Source organism: Escherichia sp. Marseille-Q3837, assembly GCF_916618735.1.
In the GTDB taxonomy this organism is placed as follows: Bacteria; Pseudomonadota; Gammaproteobacteria; order Enterobacterales; family Enterobacteriaceae; genus Escherichia; species Escherichia ruysiae.
Window position 1 is genome coordinate 1,423,725 of the sequence record NZ_CAKAKC010000001.1, and the last position, 17,089, is coordinate 1,440,813.

Here is a 17,089-nt window from a genome sequence, read left to right on the forward strand (position 1 = left end):
CGGGTAAGCCATTATGCTATCCGACACAGTGTTAAATCCTCGCTTTTTTCCTTCCCCAAACTGAAATAAATTAGCGACACAGCTTGTGGCTGGTTTATCATCAATGTAAATGTATTTTTTCCCGATTTCCCTTTTGAGGTTGATGTGCAGTTAACGAGTTTCACTGATTACGGATTACGTGCGCTGATCTACATGGCGTCATTGCCAGAAGGGCGGATGACCAGTATTTCTGAAGTGACTGACGTCTACGGCGTCTCCCGTAATCATATGGTCAAAATAATCAATCAACTTAGTCGTGCCGGCTACGTGACTGCTGTTCGTGGAAAAAATGGCGGCATTCGCCTGGGTAAACCGGCGAGTGCGATACGTATTGGTGATGTGGTGCGCGAGCTGGAACCCTTATCGCTGGTGAATTGCAGCAGTGAGTTTTGCCACATTACACCTGCCTGTCGGTTGAAACAGGCACTTTCTAAGGCCGTGCAAAGTTTTCTTACGGAACTGGATAACTACACGCTTGCCGATTTGGTTGAAGAGAATCAACCGCTTTATAAATTATTGCTGGTGGAGTGACGAAAATCTTCATCAGAGATGACAACGGAGGAACCGAGATGTCACAAGATCCTTTCCAGGAACGCGAAGCTGAAAAATACGCGAATCCCATCCCTAGCCGGGAATTTATCCTCGAACATTTAACCAAACGTGAAAAACCGGCCAGCCGTGATGAGCTGGCTGTAGAACTGCACATTGAAGGCGAAGAGCAGCTTGAAGGCCTGCGTCGCCGCCTGCGCGCGATGGAGCGCGACGGTCAACTGGTCTTCACTCGCCGTCAGTGCTATGCGCTGCCGGAACGCCTCGATCTGGTGAAAGGTACAGTTATTGGTCACCGTGATGGCTACGGCTTTCTGCGGGTTGAAGGACGTAAAGATGATTTGTATCTCTCCAGCGAGCAGATGAAAACCTGCATTCATGGCGATCAGGTGCTGGCGCAGCCGCTGGGCGCTGACCGTAAAGGCCGCCGTGAAGCGCGTATTGTCCGTGTACTGGTGCCAAAAACCAGCCAGATTGTTGGTCGCTACTTTACCGAAGCGGGCGTCGGCTTTGTGGTTCCTGACGACAGCCGTTTGAGCTTCGATATCTTAATCCCGCCAGATCAGATCATGGGCGCGCGGATGGGCTTTGTGGTGGTGGTCGAACTGACCCAACGCCCGACTCGTCGTACCAAAGCGGTGGGTAAAATCGTCGAGGTGCTTGGCGATAATATGGGCACCGGCATGGCGGTTGATATCGCTCTGCGCACCCATGAAATCCCGTACATCTGGCCACAGGCTGTTGAGCAACAGGTTGCCGGACTGAAAGAAGAAGTGCCGGAAGAAGCAAAAGCAGGCCGTGTCGATCTGCGCGATTTACCGCTGGTCACCATTGATGGCGAAGACGCCCGCGACTTTGACGATGCAGTTTACTGCGAGAAAAAACGCGGCGGCGGCTGGCGTTTATGGGTCGCAATTGCCGATGTCAGCTACTATGTGCGTCCGCCAACGCCGCTGGACAGAGAAGCGCGTAACCGTGGTACGTCGGTGTACTTCCCGTCGCAGGTTATCCCGATGCTGCCGGAAGTGCTCTCTAACGGCCTGTGTTCGCTCAACCCACAGGTAGACCGCCTGTGTATGGTGTGCGAGATGACCATTTCGTCGAAAGGTCGCCTGACTGGCTACAAATTCTACGAAGCGGTGATGAGCTCTCACGCGCGCCTGACCTACACCAAAGTCTGGCATATTCTGCAGGGCGATCAGGATCTGCGCGAGCAGTACGCACCGCTGGTTAAGCATCTCGAAGAGTTGCATAACCTCTATAAAGTGCTGGATAAAGCCCGTGAAGAACGCGGCGGGATCTCGTTTGAGAGCGAAGAAGCGAAGTTCATTTTCAACGCTGAACGCCGTATTGAACGTATCGAACAGACTCAGCGTAACGACGCGCACAAATTAATTGAAGAGTGTATGATCCTGGCGAATATCTCGGCGGCACGTTTCGTTGAGAAAGCCAAAGAACCCGCACTGTTCCGTATACACGACAAGCCGAGCACCGAAGCGATTACCTCTTTCCGTTCAGTGCTGGCGGAGCTGGGGCTGGAACTGCCGGGCGGTAACAAGCCAGAACCGCGCGACTACGCGGAACTGCTGGAGTCGGTTGCCGATCGTCCTGACGCAGAAATGCTGCAAACCATGCTGCTGCGTTCAATGAAACAGGCGATTTATGATCCGGAAAATCGTGGTCACTTCGGCCTGGCATTGCAGTCCTATGCGCACTTTACTTCGCCGATTCGTCGTTATCCTGACCTGACGCTGCACCGCGCCATTAAGTATCTGCTGGCGAAAGAGCAGGGGCATCAGGGCAACACCACTGAAACTGGCGGCTACCATTATTCGATGGAAGAGATGCTGCAACTGGGTCAGCACTGTTCGATGGCGGAACGTCGTGCCGACGAAGCAACGCGCGATGTGGCTGACTGGCTGAAGTGTGACTTCATGCTCGATCAGGTTGGTAACGTCTTTAAAGGTGTAATTTCCAGCGTCACAGGCTTCGGTTTCTTTGTTCGTCTGGATGACTTATTCATCGATGGTCTGGTTCACGTCTCTTCGCTGGACAACGACTACTATCGCTTTGATCAAGTCGGACAACGCCTGATGGGCGAATCCAGCGGCCAGACTTATCGCCTGGGCGACCGCGTGGAAGTTCGCGTCGAAGCGGTTAATATGGACGAGCGCAAAATCGACTTTAGCCTGATCTCCAGCGAACGTGCACCGCGCAACGTCGGTAAAACGGCGCGCGAGAAAGCCAAAAAAGGCGATGCAGGCAAAAAAGGCGGTAAGCGTCGTCAGGTCGGCAAAAAGGTAAACTTTGAGCCAGACAGCGCCTTCCGTGGTGAGAAAAAAGCGAAGCCGAAAGCGGCGAAGAAAGACGCGAAAAAAGCGAAGAAGCCATCGGCTAAAACGCAGAAAATAGCCGCTGCAACCAAAGCGAAGCGTGCGGCGAAGAAAAAAGTGGCAGAGTGATCATTACCCTCTTCAAACAGAAGAGGGTTAGTATTATGACCAACGCAAAAATTCACTCGGACAGTCCCCTCGCCCCTTTGGGGAGAGGGTTAGGGTGAGGGGAACAGGCCAGCACTGGCGCGTATAATTGCCCTCACCTGGGCCCATTCGCCTTCCAGGGGGAGAAAACCGTGCCCACGTTAACGAGTGAACTTGTTTGTCAGCAATCTCGCTCTCTTCAAAAAGAAGAGGGTGAATTATCCGTAGGCCAGATAAGCGTAGCGCATCAGGCAAAACGTAAACAACGAGTACATTAATGAGCGAAATGATTTACGGCATCCACGCAGTGCAGGCCCTGCTGGAGCGCGCCCCTGAACGTTTTCAGGAAGTCTTTATTTTAAAAGGCCGTGAAGATAAACGTCTGTTGCCGCTGATTCACGCCCTTGAGTCCCAGGGCGTGGTTATCCAGCTGGCAAACCGCCAATATCTCGACGAGAAAAGCGACGGTGCCGTGCATCAGGGCATTATCGCCCGTGTGAAGCCAGGACGGCAGTATCAGGAAAACGATCTGCCAGATCTGATTGCTTCGCTCGATCAGCCGTTCCTGCTGATCCTCGACGGCGTAACCGATCCGCATAACCTTGGTGCGTGCCTGCGTAGCGCGGATGCCGCTGGCGTTCATGCAGTGATTGTGCCGAAAGATCGCTCCGCTCAACTCAACGCCACGGCGAAAAAAGTGGCCTGTGGTGCGGCAGAAAGCGTTCCGCTGATTCGGGTGACTAACCTGGCGCGCACTATGCGTATGTTGCAGGAAGAGAATATCTGGATCGTCGGTACGGCAGGTGAAGCGGATCATACGCTTTATCAGAGCAAAATGACCGGGCGCCTGGCGCTGGTGATGGGCGCGGAAGGTGAAGGTATGCGTCGCCTGACCCGTGAACATTGCGATGAACTGATTAGTATTCCGATGGCAGGTAGCGTTTCTTCCCTGAACGTTTCGGTTGCGACCGGAATTTGCTTATTTGAAGCAGTTCGCCAGCGTAGCTAATTTCTCTGAATTATAAAAAACCATCCATATTTGGATGGTTTTTTTTTATCTATAGCTGGTAAGATAATTACGCTCTATAAATATTCATTTTATTAATAATTAAATTTAATTTATATGGAATAATATATGACATGGAATCCGTTGGCGCTGGCGACGGCGCTGCAAACTGTACCTGAACAAAATATTGATGTAACAAATGGCGAGAACGCATTAATTATTAAAATGAATGATTATGGCGATTTGCAAATCAATATTCTTTTTACTTCTCGCCAGATGATTATCGAAACCTTTATTTGTCCGGTAAGTAGTATCAGCAATCCAGATGAATTTAATACCTTCTTATTAAGAAATCAGAAGATGATGCCGCTGTCATCGGTAGGGATCTCCAGTGTGCAACAGGAAGAGTATTACATCGTTTTCGGGGCGTTATCGCTTAAATCTTCCCTTGACGACATCCTGCTGGAGATAACCACGCTGGTGGATAACGCATTGGATCTGGCTGAAATTACTGAAGAATATTCACACTAATTACAAGGATTCGTATTTATGGGGATTTTAAAAAGTTTATTTACGCTGGGGAAATCATTTATCGCGCAGGCGGAAGAGTCCATTGAAGAAACCCAGGGTGTGCGGATGCTGGAACAACATATTCGCGACGCTAAAGCTGAACTGGATAAAGCCGGGAAATCTCGCGTCGATCTGCTGGCACGAGTGAAATTAAGCAACGACAAACTGAAAGACTTACGTGCACGTAAAGCGGGTCTGGAAGCCCGTGCGCTGGAAGCGTTAAGTAAGAACGTTAATCCATCGTTGATTAATGAAGTTGCTGAAGAAATCGCGCGTCTTGAGAATCTTATTACCGCTGAAGAACAAGTATTGTCGAATCTGGAAGTTTCCCGCGATGGCGTGGAAAAAGCGGTTGCGGCGACGGCACAGCGTATCGCTCAGTTTGAGCAGCAAATGGAAGTTGTTAAGGCCACTGAAGCTATGCAACGTGCGCAGCAGGCTGTGACGACATCTACAGTTGGCGCGTCTTCCAGCGTTTCGACAGCGGCAGAATCCTTAAAACGCCTGCAAACGCGTCAGGCCGAACGTCAGGCTCGTCTGGATGCTGCCGCACAGCTGGAGAAAGTCGCAGACGGTCGCGACCTCGATGAAAAGCTGGCGGAAGCCGGAATTGGCGGCACCAATAAAAGCAGTGCCCAGGATGTGCTGGCAAGACTGCAACGCCAACAGGGTGAGTAATTTTTTTGCCAGCCTCACTGCAAGGCTGGCAACTATTTTAAGGATAAAATATGTCTGGTTTTTTCCAGCGCCTGTTTGGCAAGGATGATAAGCCTGCTATTAATCGTGGTCCGCTGGGACTCCACCTCAATAGTGGCTTTACGCTCGACACGTTAGCGTTTCGTTTGCTGGAAGAGGCATTACTGATCGAGTTACCGGGTGAAGAATATACCGTGGCCGCCGTCAGCCGCATCGATCTGGGCGGCGGTAGTCAGATTTTTCGCTATTACACTTCCGGCGATGAATTTCTGCAAATCAACACCACCGGCGGCGAAAATATTGATGACATTGATGATATCAAGCTCTTTGTCTATGAAGAGAGCTACGGTATCAGCAAAGAAAGCCACTGGCGCGAGGCGATCAACGCCAAAGCGATGGGGGCGATAACCTTAAACTGGCAGGAAAAACGCTGGCAGCGATTTTTTAACAGTGAAGAACCGGGAAATATTGAACCCGTTTACATGCTGGAAAAAGTAGAAAATCAAAACCATGCCAAATGGGAAGTGCATAATTTTACTATGGGTTACCAGCGGCAGGTGACCGAAGATACCTGTGAATATTTGCTGTTAAATGGTGAGGAATCTTTTAACGACCTCGGTGAACCGGAGTGGTTATTTTCTCGCGCGCTGGGTGTCGATATCCCACTGACATCACTTCATATTATTGGTTAATTACAGGGACGTTTACAATGCATATACTGGATTCACTCCTCGCTTTTAGCGCCTATTTTTTTATCGGCGTAGCTATGGTGATTATCTTTCTTTTTATCTATTCCAAAATTACTCCGCATAATGAATGGCAGTTGATCAAGAATAATAACACTGCGGCGTCGCTGGCGTTCAGCGGCACGTTGTTGGGTTACGTTATTCCATTATCCAGTGCGGCAATCAATGCGGTGAGTATTCCAGATTATTTTGCCTGGGGCGGAATCGCACTGGTAATTCAGTTACTCGTTTTTGCTGGCGTCAGACTTTATATGCCGGCATTAAGCGATAAAATTATTAATCACAACACTGCGGCAGGAATGTTTATGGGAACCGCCGCGCTGGCTGGCGGTATTTTTAACGCAGCTTGTATGACATGGTAATGGACGATCATGGCCAGAAAACGCAAATCAAGAAATAACAGTAAAATTGGTCACGGAGCGATCAGTCGCATTGGTAGACCGAATAATCCTTTTGAACCGCGTCGCAATCGCTACGCACAAAAATACTTAACGTTGGCGCTAATGGGCGGTGCCGCTTTTTTCGTATTGAAAGGTTGTGCCGATAGCGGCGATGTCGATAACGACGGCGACGGAACGTTTTATTCGACAGTGCAGGATTGTATTGATGACGGTAATAATTCAGACATCTGTGCGCATGGCTGGAACAACGCCAAAGCGGCGTTTTATGCCGATGTTCCGAAGAATATGACTCAGCAGAATTGTCAGTCTAAGTATGAAAATTGTTACTACGACAACGTTGAACAGAGTTGGATCCCGGTAATATCTGGATTTTTATTAAGCCGGGTTATTCGTAAAGATCGCGATGAGCAGTTTGTTTATAACAGCGGCGGTTCCTCTTATGCTTCGCGCCCCGTCTGGCGCAGCACTTCCGGTGATTACTCCTGGCGCTCCGGTTCTGGCAAAAAAGAGTCTTACTCCTCGGGCAGCTTTACCACCAGAAAAGCCTCAACGGTTTCGCGCGGCGGCTATGGTCGCTCCTCCAGCGCCCGTGGGCATTGGGGAGGCTAATCATGCTGAGACATAACGTCCCTGTGCGGCAGGATCTTGACCAGATCGCCGCCGACAACGGTTTCGACTTTCATATCATCGATAATGAGATCTATTGGGATGAGAGTCGAGCCTATCGCTTTACTCTGCGCCAGATTGAAGAGCAGATCGAAAAACCAACCGCAGAGTTACATCAGATGTGCCTTGAGGTGGTGGAGCGTGCGGTTAAAGATGAACAGATCCTGACGCAACTGGCGATCCCGCCGTTGCACTGGGATGTGATCGCTGAAAGCTGGCGGGCGCGCGATCCTTCGCTGTATGGTCGGATGGATTTTGCCTGGTGTGGTAATGCGCCGGTGAAGCTGCTTGAGTACAACGCCGATACGCCGACTTCGTTGTATGAGTCGGCATATTTCCAGTGGCTATGGCTGGAGGATGCGCGGCGCAGCGGCGTTATTCCACGTGACGCCGATCAGTACAATGCCATTCAGGAACGCCTCATCTCGCGCTTTAGTGAACTTTACAGTCGGGAGCCGTTTTATTTTTGCTGCTGTCAGGACACCGATGAAGACAGGAGTACCGTGCTGTACTTGCAGGACTGCGCCCAGCAGGCAGGGCAGGAGTCGCGGTTTATCTACATTGAAGATCTTGGCCTGGGCGTCGGCGGCGTGCTGACCGATCTTGATGATAACGTCATCCAGCGTGCATTTAAGCTGTATCCGCTGGAGTGGATGATGCGTGACGATAACGGTCCTCTGCTGCGCAAGCGCCGTGAGCAATGGGTGGAGCCGCTATGGAAAAGCATATTGAGCAATAAAGGGTTAATGCCGTTGCTTTGGCGCTTCTTCCCTGGTCATCCTAACCTTCTGGCCTCCTGGTTTGAGGGCGAAAAACCGCAGATTGCCGCTGGCGAAAGTTATGTGCGTAAACCGATCTACTCGCGCGAAGGCGGCAACGTCACCATTTTCAACGGTCAGAATGATGTCGTTGACCATGCTGATGGTGATTACGCCGATGAACCGATGATCTACCAGGCATTTCAACCGCTGCCGCGTTTTGGCGATAGCTACACACTGATTGGTAGCTGGATTGTCGATGATGAAGCGTGCGGAATGGGTATTCGCGAAGATAACACGCTGATCACTAAAGACACTTCGCGTTTTGTTCCGCATTACATTGCGGGTTAAGAATGTTTTAGCAATCTCTTTCTGTCAGGAATCCGTGGCAGTGACCATACTAATGGTGACTGCCATTGATGGAGGGAGACACAGTGCACTGGCAAACTCACACCGTTTTCAATCAACCTATACCATTAAATAACAGCAACTTATACCTGTCTGATGGCGCGCTCTGTGAAGCGGTAACGCGTGAAGGTGCTGGCTGGGATAGCGATTTTCTTGCCAGTATTGGTCAGCAGTTAGGAACGGCTGAATCCCTTGAACTGGGGCGGCTGGCAAATGTGAATCCGCCTGAATTGTTGCGCTATGACGCGCAGGGGCGCCGTCTGGACGATGTGCGTTTTCATCCTGCATGGCACCTGCTGATGCAGGCGCTATGTACTAATCGGGTACACAATCTGGCCTGGGAAGAAGACGCTCGCTCCGGCGCATTTGTGGCGCGGGCGGCGCGTTTCATGTTACATGCGCAGGTTGAGGCTGGGTCGTTATGCCCGATAACGATGACCTTTGCCGCCACGCCATTGTTGTTACAGATGCTACCCGCGCCGTTTCAGGACTGGACCACGCCACTGTTGAGCGATCGCTACGATTCCCACTTATTGCCAGGCGGGCAAAAACGCGGCCTGTTGATTGGCATGGGAATGACGGAAAAGCAGGGCGGCTCTGATGTTATGAGTAATACCACACGGGCAGAGCGTCTGGAAGATGGCTCTTATCGGCTGGTGGGGCATAAATGGTTTTTCTCGGTGCCGCAAAGCGATGCGCATCTGGTGCTGGCGCAGACCACGGGCGGTCTGTCCTGCTTTTTTGTGCCGCGATTTTTGCCTGACGGGCAACGCAATGCGATTCGCCTCGAGCGGCTGAAAGATAAGCTGGGTAATCGCTCTAACGCCAGTTGCGAAGTGGAGTTTCAGGACGCCATTGGCTGGTTGTTGGGGCAGGAAGGAGAAGGTATTCGCCTGATCCTGAAAATGGGCGGGATGACGCGTTTTGATTGCGCCCTGGGTAGCCATGCTATGATGCGCCGTGCATTCTCGCTGGCGATTTATCATGCACATCAACGCCATGTTTTTGGTAATCCATTGATCCAACAGCCTCTGATGCGTCATGTCTTAAGTCGTATGGCGCTTCAGCTTGAAGGGCAAACGGCATTGCTGTTTCGTCTGGCGCGGGCGTGGGATCGACGCGCCGATGCCAAAGAAGCCCTGTGGGCGCGCTTATTCACCCCAACGGCGAAGTTTGTGATTTGCAAAAGTGGTATTCCGTTTGTGGCTGAAGCGATGGAAGTGCTGGGCGGAATTGGCTATTGCGAGGAGAGCGAGCTGCCGCGTCTTTATCGGGAGATGCCGGTAAACAGTATTTGGGAAGGTTCTGGCAACATCATGTGTCTGGATGTGCTGCGCGTTCTCAATAAGCAGGCGGGCGTATACGACTTACTGTCGGAAGCGTTTATGGAAGTGAAAGGGCAAGATCGTTATTTTGATCGTGCGGTTCGTCGATTACAGCAGCAACTGCGCAAACCTACTGAAGAGCTTGGGCGAGAAATCACTCATCAGCTATTCCTGCTGGGTTGTGGCGCACAAATGTTGAAATATGCTTCACCGCCAATGGCACAGGCGTGGTGTCAGATAATGTTAGATACGCGCGGTGGCGTGCGGGTGTCAGAGCAGATCCAGAATGATTTATTACTGCGGGCGACGGGAGGCGTGTTTTTGTAAGCGAGTACGCCTGATACGACGCTGGCGCGTCTTATCTTAGGATCTGTAGGCCGGATAAGGCGCAGGCGCCGCATCCGGCATTGTTTATTCGATGTTGATGACATTCATGCATACAGTATCGCCTGTACGCGCCAGTTATCGGGCTGCTGGTCTTCGTACATGGTAATAATGCGATACCATGATGCCCCCTGTTCATCGGCCTTTAACGCCACGATACGTTCCACGTCCTGCGGATCCCCTGAAATATTGTTAACCGAGATCTGACCTATTTCATTCAGGCCCGTCACGCAGTCAGCACTGGCGAATTCTGCAGACTGTGCCGTGGCGCTCGCAGGATAAGTCACTAATTGTAGCGAGGGTGAGGCAAGTAATTGTTTCATCGTCAGCTCCATTTTTCGTTTCCCCACATGATGCAGGGCATTCCATCGCGGTAATAAACGCCCGAGCTTCCAGCCGGTAATTTATTGTGCACAGGTAAACGCATAGGGACGCAAAGCAATGTAAAGCTGGCTATGTAAGTTGTCTGATTTATTTACGGTATATACTCGTCATACTTCAAGTTGCATGTGCTGCGCCTGCGTTCACTCACCCCAGTCACTTACTTATGTAAGCTCCTGGGGATTCACTCACTTGTCGCGTTACTCGGCCTGAGGCCTCGCCCTTTCAGGGCCAACGCAAGCGTTGTTCAAAACGCCCCTGCCATTTTGTCCTGCAACTCGAATTATTTAGAGTATAAAATGGCTTGTGAATACCACTGTCCTGTCACGATGGTTTCATCCACCATGACGACAACGTAATAATCAGCTTTTGCAGCGACAGCTTTCGCTCTGATTTCTGCTAATGCGTCATCCGGAGAGCCCCGAACCATCGTGCTTACGCTACCTATTCGCTGCAACCCCTGGGTTTGGTCGCGGCGAATCTCTTGCGGATGATCCGTTACTGGCGGCGCTGGCTGTGGCGTACCTTGCAGTGCGCTACAGGCGCTTAACATCAACACCAATAATAAACTGGCAAACCGGGAAATAACGCTATTACGTTTCCTGCTAACCATAGTGTAGTGCCTTATTAATTTAACTTTGGGGGAATGTTCCCGAATTGTTACCTGGTACGCGATTTTCGAATGAAAACTTAGCGAAAGCGTAATCCACATCTCAACATTATGAACTAATACTGCCAGCAGAAACTTGTGCTAAGGATTTGTTCATGTCATACCAGACCCAAAGGAGAAATAGATGATTGAATTAGAATCGCGCGTGCTGGCAGATATTCCCGTTCTTCACGCTTATCCCACAGGGCAAAAAGAAACACCGTTACCATGCGTGATTTTTTATCACGGTTTTACTTCATCCAGCCTGGTGTATAGCTATTTTGCCGTCGCGTTGGCACAGGCTGGTTTGCGGGTGATTATGCCGGATGCGCCCGATCACGGTAGCCGTTTTAGTGGCGACGCACCGCGACGGTTAAATCAATTCTGGCAAATCTTGCTACAAAGTATGCAGGAATTCACTACCTTACGTGCGGCAATAGCCGAAGAAAAATGGCTGCTTGATGAACGCCTGGCGGTTGGTGGCGCATCGATGGGCGCGATGACGGCGCTGGGGATTGCCGCTCGCCACCCCACGGTGAAATGTACCGCCAGCATGATGGGATCGGGCTATTTCTCATCGCTTGCCCGTTCTCTGTTTCCGCCGCTAATACCCGAAACCGCAGCACAGCAGAATGAATTTAATAACATTATCGCGCCACTGTTGGAGTGGGAAGCAACAAACCACCTGGAACAACTCGGGGACAGGCCGCTCCTGCTGTGGCATGGCCTTGACGACGACGTCGTGCCTGCCGACGAATCACTACGTTTGCAGCAGGCATTAAGAGAAACGGGACGGGATAAACAGTTAACCTGTTCATGGCAGCCAGGCGTGCGCCACCGTATTACACCTGAGGCGTTAGATACCGCCGTGACATTTTTCCGGCAGCATCTTTAAACACGCAGAATGCTGACCCCTTGCGCTTCCAGTTGTTGCAGGATTTCCGGGTTAGCATTTTTGCCGGTGATCAGCATATCGATTTGATCGGCACGGCTAAAGAGCATCCCCGCACGTTCGCCAATCTTACTGCTATCGACCAGCACCACCAGTTTCCCTACCACGCTCAGCATCTTCTGCTCTGCCATTGCTGTCAGCATATCGGTTTTATATAACCCTTCTGCGGTCAGCCCTTTGCCACTGGTAAACATCCAGTGCCCGGCATAGAGACTATTTTCGCTGCCCTGTGGACTTAAGGTGATGGACTGACTTTTGTTATATTGCCCGCCCATGATGATCACGCTTTCATGTTCCTGATCGATCAGGTAATTCGCCAGAGGTAGGTAATTAGTGATGATTTGCACCGGCTTGCCACACATTTCCCGTCCGAGCAGGAACGCGGTGGAACCGCAGTTAATGACCACGCTTTCGCCTGGGTTGACCAGTTGTGAGGCCGCTTTGGCGATACGTACCTTTTCATCGTGATTTTGCGCCTGATGCAGATTCATCGGCGTCCAGCGCGGTCGCTGCTGGGTAATCGCTTCTGCGCCATTGCGCACTTTTTTCAGTTTGCCGCTTTCGTCGAGTTTATTGATATCGCGTCGCGCGGTAGCAGGGGAAATTCCCAGACGCTCAACGACTTTCTCAACAGTCACAAAGCCCAGTTGTGCGAGCATTTCCAGGAGAATTTGATGTCTTTGTGCTTCAGTCATGAGCTATTCCGATAAAATTTGATTTTTTTAGATGATATTTGAAATAGCCAGAAAATACTACGCCGGATAGCGCGAACATCTTTACGCTATCCGGTATAAGCGACAGATTACAGGAACGATTTGAACGGCAGATCCGGTTCAATGGTGAAGCAATCGTCAAAACCGCGCGGATAATGGTACTCGAAGTTGTCTTTATCCAGCGGCCATGTGAACTTGCCGCCAACCTGCCAGATAAACGGCTTGAAGCCATACTTCAGACGATCTTTTTTCATCTCCCACAGCACGCGGATCTCTTGCGGATCGGCCTGGAAGTTTGACCAGATATCGTGGTGGAACGGGATAACCACTTTCGCATTAAGGGCTTCACCCATACGCAGCATATCGGCACTGGTCATTTTGTCGGTAATACCGCGCGGGTTCTCACCGTACGAGCCTAACGCCACATCGATCTGATGCTCGTTACCATGTTTCGCATAGTAGTTAGAGTAGTGGGAATCGCCACTGTGATACAGGGAGCCGCCAGGCGTTTTGAACAGGTAGTTCACCGCGCGATCGTCCATGCCGTCCGGCAGTACGCCAGCCGCTTTTTGATCCGCAGGCAGAGTGATCAGTGCAGTACGGTCGAAAGCGTCAAGCGCATGAATTTCAATGTCTTTCACTTTTACTACATCGCCCGGTTTGACCACGATGCAACGTTCTTTCGGCACGCCCCAGCCAATCCATAAATCCACGCAGGTTTTCGGCCCGATAAACGGTACGTCATCAGCGCAGTTCTGCATCACGGCGGCTGCCACGTTCACGTCGATATGATCGTTGTGATCGTGAGTCGCCAGCACCGCGTCGATCTGGCGAATCGCAAACGGATCAAGAACAAACGGCGTGGTACGCAGGTTTGGTTGCAGTTTTTTCACGCCCGCCATGCGCTGCATCTGGTGACCCTGTTTCATCAGCGGGTTGCCGTGACTTTGTTTGCCAGTACCGCACCAGAAATCGACGCAAACGTTGGTGCCACCTTCTGATTTCAACCAGATCCCGGTACAGCCGAGCCACCACATCGCGAATGTGCCTGGTGCGACCTGCTCCTGTTCAATTTCTTCATTCAGCCAGCTACCCCACTCCGGGAAAGTACTCAGGATCCAGGATTCACGGGTGATACTTTTCACTTTACTCATCGCCATTTACCTTCATGATGGTTCAATTTGAATCAATAATTGATTGGTTTTGATTAATCCTGACACTATTTTTTCAGGAAGGCAATGACCATTTTTTGACTTTCGGCCTGGTGAGTTGTTGTGAATTTTGGCTGTGGAAAGATTTAATGGAATGTGTAATCAAATTAACTGAATGAATTTAAATGATTAATTGTTTCTTTATGTGAATCACATACTTTCGTTGTGGAATTATTTGCGTGCCGCGTCACATTTAATCATAAATAATCTTGTTGTGATTACTTTTGAAAATTAGAGTGAGTGCACAACATTCCGGGTGTGTGGAATACCCGGTTACCTCTTCTTCAGGAGATCGTTATGGAGATCCTCTACAACATCTTTACCGTGTTTTTTAACCAGGTCATGACCAATGCCCCGTTACTGCTGGGTATTGTGACCTGTCTGGGCTATATCCTGCTGCGCAAAAGTGTCAGCGTGATTATCAAAGGTACGATTAAAACCATTATTGGTTTCATGTTGTTGCAGGCAGGGTCCGGCATCCTGACCAGCACCTTCAAACCGGTGGTGGCGAAAATGTCGGAAGTTTATGGCATTAACGGTGCGATTTCAGATACCTATGCCTCAATGATGGCCACTATCGAGCGTATGGGCGATGCCTATAGCTGGGTGGGGTACGCGGTGCTGTTGGCTCTGGCGTTGAACATCTGTTATGTGCTGCTGCGTCGTATTACCGGCATTCGCACCATCATGCTGACCGGCCACATTATGTTCCAGCAGGCCGGGCTGATTGCCGTTACGTTGTTTATTTTCGGCTACTCCATGTGGACGACCATTATCTGCACTGCGATTCTGGTTTCGCTCTATTGGGGCATCACCTCCAACATGATGTACAAGCCGACTCAGGAAGTGACGGACGGCTGCGGTTTCTCCATTGGTCACCAGCAGCAGTTTGCATCATGGATTGCTTATAAAGTCGCGCCGTTCCTGGGCAAAAAAGAGGAGAGCGTTGAAGACCTCAAATTGCCGGGCTGGTTGAACATTTTCCACGATAACATTGTCTCCACGGCGATTGTGATGACCATCTTCTTTGGCGCCATTCTGCTCTCCTTCGGTATCGACACCGTACAGGCGATGGCAGGCAAAGTGCACTGGACGGTCTATATCCTGCAAACCGGTTTCTCCTTTGCGGTAGCGATTTTCATCATCACTCAGGGCGTGCGCATGTTTGTGGCGGAACTCTCTGAAGCGTTTAACGGTATCTCCCAGCGCCTGATCCCAGGTGCGGTTCTGGCGATTGACTGTGCGGCTATCTATAGCTTCGCGCCGAACGCCGTGGTCTGGGGCTTTATGTGGGGCACCATCGGTCAGTTGATTGCGGTTGGCATCCTGGTCGCCTGTGGCTCTTCGATCCTGATTATTCCTGGCTTTATCCCAATGTTCTTCTCCAACGCCACCATCGGCGTGTTCGCTAACCACTTCGGTGGCTGGCGCGCGGCGCTGAAGATTTGTCTGGTGATGGGGATGATTGAAATCTTCGGCTGTGTCTGGGCGGTGAAACTCACCGGGATGAGCGCCTGGATGGGGATGGCGGACTGGTCGATTCTGGCACCGCCGATGATGCAGGGGTTCTTCTCCATCGGTATCGCCTTTATGGCCGTCATCATCGTCATTGCACTGGCTTATATGTTCTTCGCTGGCCGCGCACTGCGCGCAGAAGAAGATGCAGAAAAACAACTGGCAGAACAGTCTGCTTAATAAGGAGTTTTGATTATGACCGTACGTATTCTGGCTGTGTGTGGCAACGGACAAGGCAGTTCCATGATCATGAAGATGAAAGTGGATCAGTTTTTAACCCAGTCGAACATCGACCACACGGTAAATAGCTGCGCGGTTGGCGAATACAAAAGCGAGTTGAGCGGTGCGGATATCATCATCGCATCCACACATATCGCGGGTGAAATCACCGTGACTGGCAACAAATATGTCGTCGGTGTGCGCAACATGCTCTCTCCTGCCGACTTTGGCCCGAAACTGCTGGAAGTGATCAAAGAGCATTTCCCGCAGGACGTGAAGTAAGGACGCGCCATGAAATTACGTGATTCGCTGGCGGAAAATAAATCCATCCGTCTACAGGCTGAGGCTGAAACCTGGCAGGAAGCGGTAAAAATTGGTGTTGATCTGCTGGTGGCGGCGGACATTGTCGAGCCGCGTTACTACCAGGCGATTCTGGATGCGGTTGAACAGCACGGCCCGTACTTTGTGCTCGCGCCAGGCCTGGCAATGCCGCACGGACGCCCGGAAGAGGGCGTCAAAAAAACCGGCTTTGCACTGGTGACGCTGAAAAAGCCACTGGAGTTCAACCACGAAGATAACGACCCGGTAGATATCCTCATCACGATGGCGGCGGTCGATGCCAACACTCACCAGGAAGTGGGCATCATGCAAATCGTCAACCTGTTTGAAGATGAAGAGAATTTCGACCGTTTACGTGCCTGCCGTACCGAGCAGGAAGTACTGGATTTAATTGACCGCACCAACGCGGCTGCTTAAGAAGGAATTGAAGATGTCATTACCCATGTTGCAAGTCGCGCTGGACAACCAGACTATGGATAGCGCCTACGAAACCACTCGCCTGATTGCTGAAGAAGTCGACATTATCGAAGTGGGCACCATTCTTTGCGTAGGCGAAGGCGTGCGTGCGGTTCGCGATCTGAAAGCACTCTACCCGGATAAAATTGTGCTGGCAGACGCCAAAATTGCCGATGCGGGCAAAATTCTTTCTCGTATGTGTTTTGAAGCCAACGCTGACTGGGTGACCGTGATTTGCTGTGCGGATATCAATACCGCCAAAGGCGCGCTGGACGTGGCAAAAGAGTTTAACGGTGACGTACAGATCGAACTGACCGGTTACTGGACCTGGGAACAGGCGCAGCAGTGGCGCGATGCAGGCATTCAGCAAGTAGTATATCACCGCAGCCGTGACGCGCAGGCCGCAGGCGTGGCGTGGGGCGAAGCGGACATTACCGCGATCAAACGTCTTTCCGATATGGGCTTCAAAGTGACCGTCACCGGTGGCCTGGCGCTGGAAGATCTGCCGCTGTTCAAAGGTATTCCGATTCATGTGTTTATCGCAGGTCGTAGCATCCGTGACGCTGCGTCTCCGGTTGAAGCCGCGCGTCAGTTCAAACGTTCCATCGCCGAACTGTGGGGCTAAG

19 protein-coding genes are annotated in these 17,089 nt (G+C 51.0%); 15 read left to right on the forward strand and 4 right to left on the reverse strand.

Going from position 1 to position 17,089, the window contains the following annotated elements; translation table 11 throughout:
* Positions 1-144: 144 nt before the first annotated feature.
* From nsrR to LG381_RS06690, 10 genes are all read left to right on the forward strand, one after another.
* A complete protein-coding gene (gene nsrR, locus LG381_RS06645) occupies positions 145-570 on the forward strand; it encodes a nitric oxide-sensing transcriptional repressor NsrR (protein ID WP_001177639.1) in 426 nt (141 codons plus the stop codon).
* A gap of 38 nt (positions 571-608) precedes the next feature.
* Positions 609-3,050: a ribonuclease R gene (gene rnr / locus LG381_RS06650; protein WP_000076288.1), complete on the forward strand. Its 2,442-nt coding sequence runs from the start codon at positions 609-611 to the stop codon at positions 3,048-3,050.
* A gap of 295 nt (positions 3,051-3,345) precedes the next feature.
* Positions 3,346-4,077 carry a 23S rRNA (guanosine(2251)-2'-O)-methyltransferase RlmB gene (rlmB, locus tag LG381_RS06655; protein WP_001293282.1) on the forward strand — a complete coding sequence of 244 codons (732 nt, stop codon included), beginning with the start codon at positions 3,346-3,348 and terminating at the stop codon, positions 4,075-4,077.
* A 126-nt stretch (positions 4,078-4,203) separates the two neighbouring features.
* On the forward strand, positions 4,204-4,605 hold the full coding sequence (locus LG381_RS06660; protein ID WP_225762167.1) for a YjfI family protein: 402 nt from the start codon (positions 4,204-4,206) through the stop codon (positions 4,603-4,605).
* Positions 4,606-4,623: 18 nt separating this feature from the next.
* Positions 4,624-5,322, forward strand: coding sequence for a PspA/IM30 family protein (locus LG381_RS06665; RefSeq protein ID WP_000511939.1), 699 nt, complete (start codon positions 4,624-4,626; stop codon positions 5,320-5,322).
* Between the two features lie 50 nt (positions 5,323-5,372).
* Complete coding sequence (locus LG381_RS06670; protein ID WP_225762168.1) at positions 5,373-6,032, forward strand: YjfK family protein; 660 nt, start codon at positions 5,373-5,375, stop codon at positions 6,030-6,032.
* Positions 6,033-6,049: 17 nt separating this feature from the next.
* Positions 6,050-6,448 (forward strand): DUF350 domain-containing protein, encoded by a 399-nt coding sequence (locus LG381_RS06675; RefSeq protein ID WP_000547757.1) that lies wholly within the window; start codon positions 6,050-6,052, stop codon positions 6,446-6,448.
* 9 nt (positions 6,449-6,457) lie between these two features.
* On the forward strand, positions 6,458-7,096 hold the full coding sequence (locus LG381_RS06680; protein WP_105280873.1) for a DUF1190 domain-containing protein: 639 nt from the start codon (positions 6,458-6,460) through the stop codon (positions 7,094-7,096).
* Positions 7,097-7,098: 2 nt separating this feature from the next.
* The gene (locus LG381_RS06685; protein ID WP_225762169.1) at positions 7,099-8,262 is read left to right on the forward strand and encodes a glutathionylspermidine synthase family protein; all 1,164 of its coding nucleotides are present in this window, start codon (positions 7,099-7,101) and stop codon (positions 8,260-8,262) included.
* A gap of 83 nt (positions 8,263-8,345) precedes the next feature.
* On the forward strand, positions 8,346-9,971 hold the full coding sequence (locus tag LG381_RS06690) for an isovaleryl-CoA dehydrogenase (protein ID WP_024212398.1): 1,626 nt from the start codon (positions 8,346-8,348) through the stop codon (positions 9,969-9,971).
* 104 nt (positions 9,972-10,075) lie between these two features.
* On the opposite strand, the gene yjfN is transcribed toward LG381_RS06690, so the two are convergent.
* Together yjfN and bsmA are read right to left on the reverse strand one after the other, a co-directional pair.
* Positions 10,076-10,351, reverse strand: coding sequence for a DUF1471 family protease activator YjfN (gene yjfN, locus LG381_RS06695; RefSeq protein WP_010348195.1), 276 nt, complete (start codon positions 10,349-10,351; stop codon positions 10,076-10,078).
* A gap of 341 nt (positions 10,352-10,692) precedes the next feature.
* Positions 10,693-11,022 carry a biofilm peroxide resistance protein BsmA gene (gene bsmA / locus LG381_RS06700; RefSeq protein ID WP_000254628.1) on the reverse strand — a complete coding sequence of 110 codons (330 nt, stop codon included), beginning with the start codon at positions 11,020-11,022 and terminating at the stop codon, positions 10,693-10,695.
* Positions 11,023-11,203: 181 nt separating this feature from the next.
* Between bsmA and yjfP the strand changes: the two genes are divergently transcribed.
* Positions 11,204-11,953, forward strand: a complete 750-nt coding sequence (gene yjfP, locus LG381_RS06705; RefSeq protein WP_032226424.1) for an esterase — start codon at positions 11,204-11,206, stop codon at positions 11,951-11,953.
* On the opposite strand, the gene ulaR is transcribed toward yjfP, so the two are convergent.
* Positions 11,950-12,705: an HTH-type transcriptional regulator UlaR gene (ulaR, locus tag LG381_RS06710; protein ID WP_000133636.1), complete on the reverse strand. Its 756-nt coding sequence runs from the start codon at positions 12,703-12,705 to the stop codon at positions 11,950-11,952. The genes yjfP and ulaR overlap by 4 nt on opposite strands.
* Before the next feature lie 107 nt (positions 12,706-12,812).
* Positions 12,813-13,877, reverse strand: a complete 1,065-nt coding sequence (gene ulaG / locus LG381_RS06715; protein ID WP_001295191.1) for an L-ascorbate 6-phosphate lactonase — start codon at positions 13,875-13,877, stop codon at positions 12,813-12,815.
* Between the two features lie 354 nt (positions 13,878-14,231).
* On the opposite strand from ulaG, the gene ulaA reads away from it, so the two are divergent.
* Genes ulaA through ulaD form a run of 4 tightly spaced genes read left to right on the forward strand, consistent with a single transcriptional unit; the run spans position 14,232 to position 17,088 of the window.
* Positions 14,232-15,629 carry a PTS ascorbate transporter subunit IIC gene (gene ulaA / locus LG381_RS06720; protein WP_001355100.1) on the forward strand — a complete coding sequence of 466 codons (1,398 nt, stop codon included), beginning with the start codon at positions 14,232-14,234 and terminating at the stop codon, positions 15,627-15,629.
* Positions 15,630-15,644: 15 nt separating this feature from the next.
* Positions 15,645-15,950: a PTS ascorbate transporter subunit IIB gene (gene ulaB / locus LG381_RS06725; RefSeq protein ID WP_000218362.1), complete on the forward strand. Its 306-nt coding sequence runs from the start codon at positions 15,645-15,647 to the stop codon at positions 15,948-15,950.
* A gap of 9 nt (positions 15,951-15,959) precedes the next feature.
* Entirely contained in the window at positions 15,960-16,424 is a 465-nt protein-coding gene (gene ulaC, locus LG381_RS06730) for a PTS ascorbate transporter subunit IIA (protein WP_000776514.1), read from the forward strand.
* A 13-nt stretch (positions 16,425-16,437) separates the two neighbouring features.
* Positions 16,438-17,088, forward strand: a complete 651-nt coding sequence (ulaD, locus tag LG381_RS06735; protein ID WP_225762170.1) for a 3-keto-L-gulonate-6-phosphate decarboxylase UlaD — start codon at positions 16,438-16,440, stop codon at positions 17,086-17,088.
* Position 17,089 lies beyond the last annotated feature (1 nt).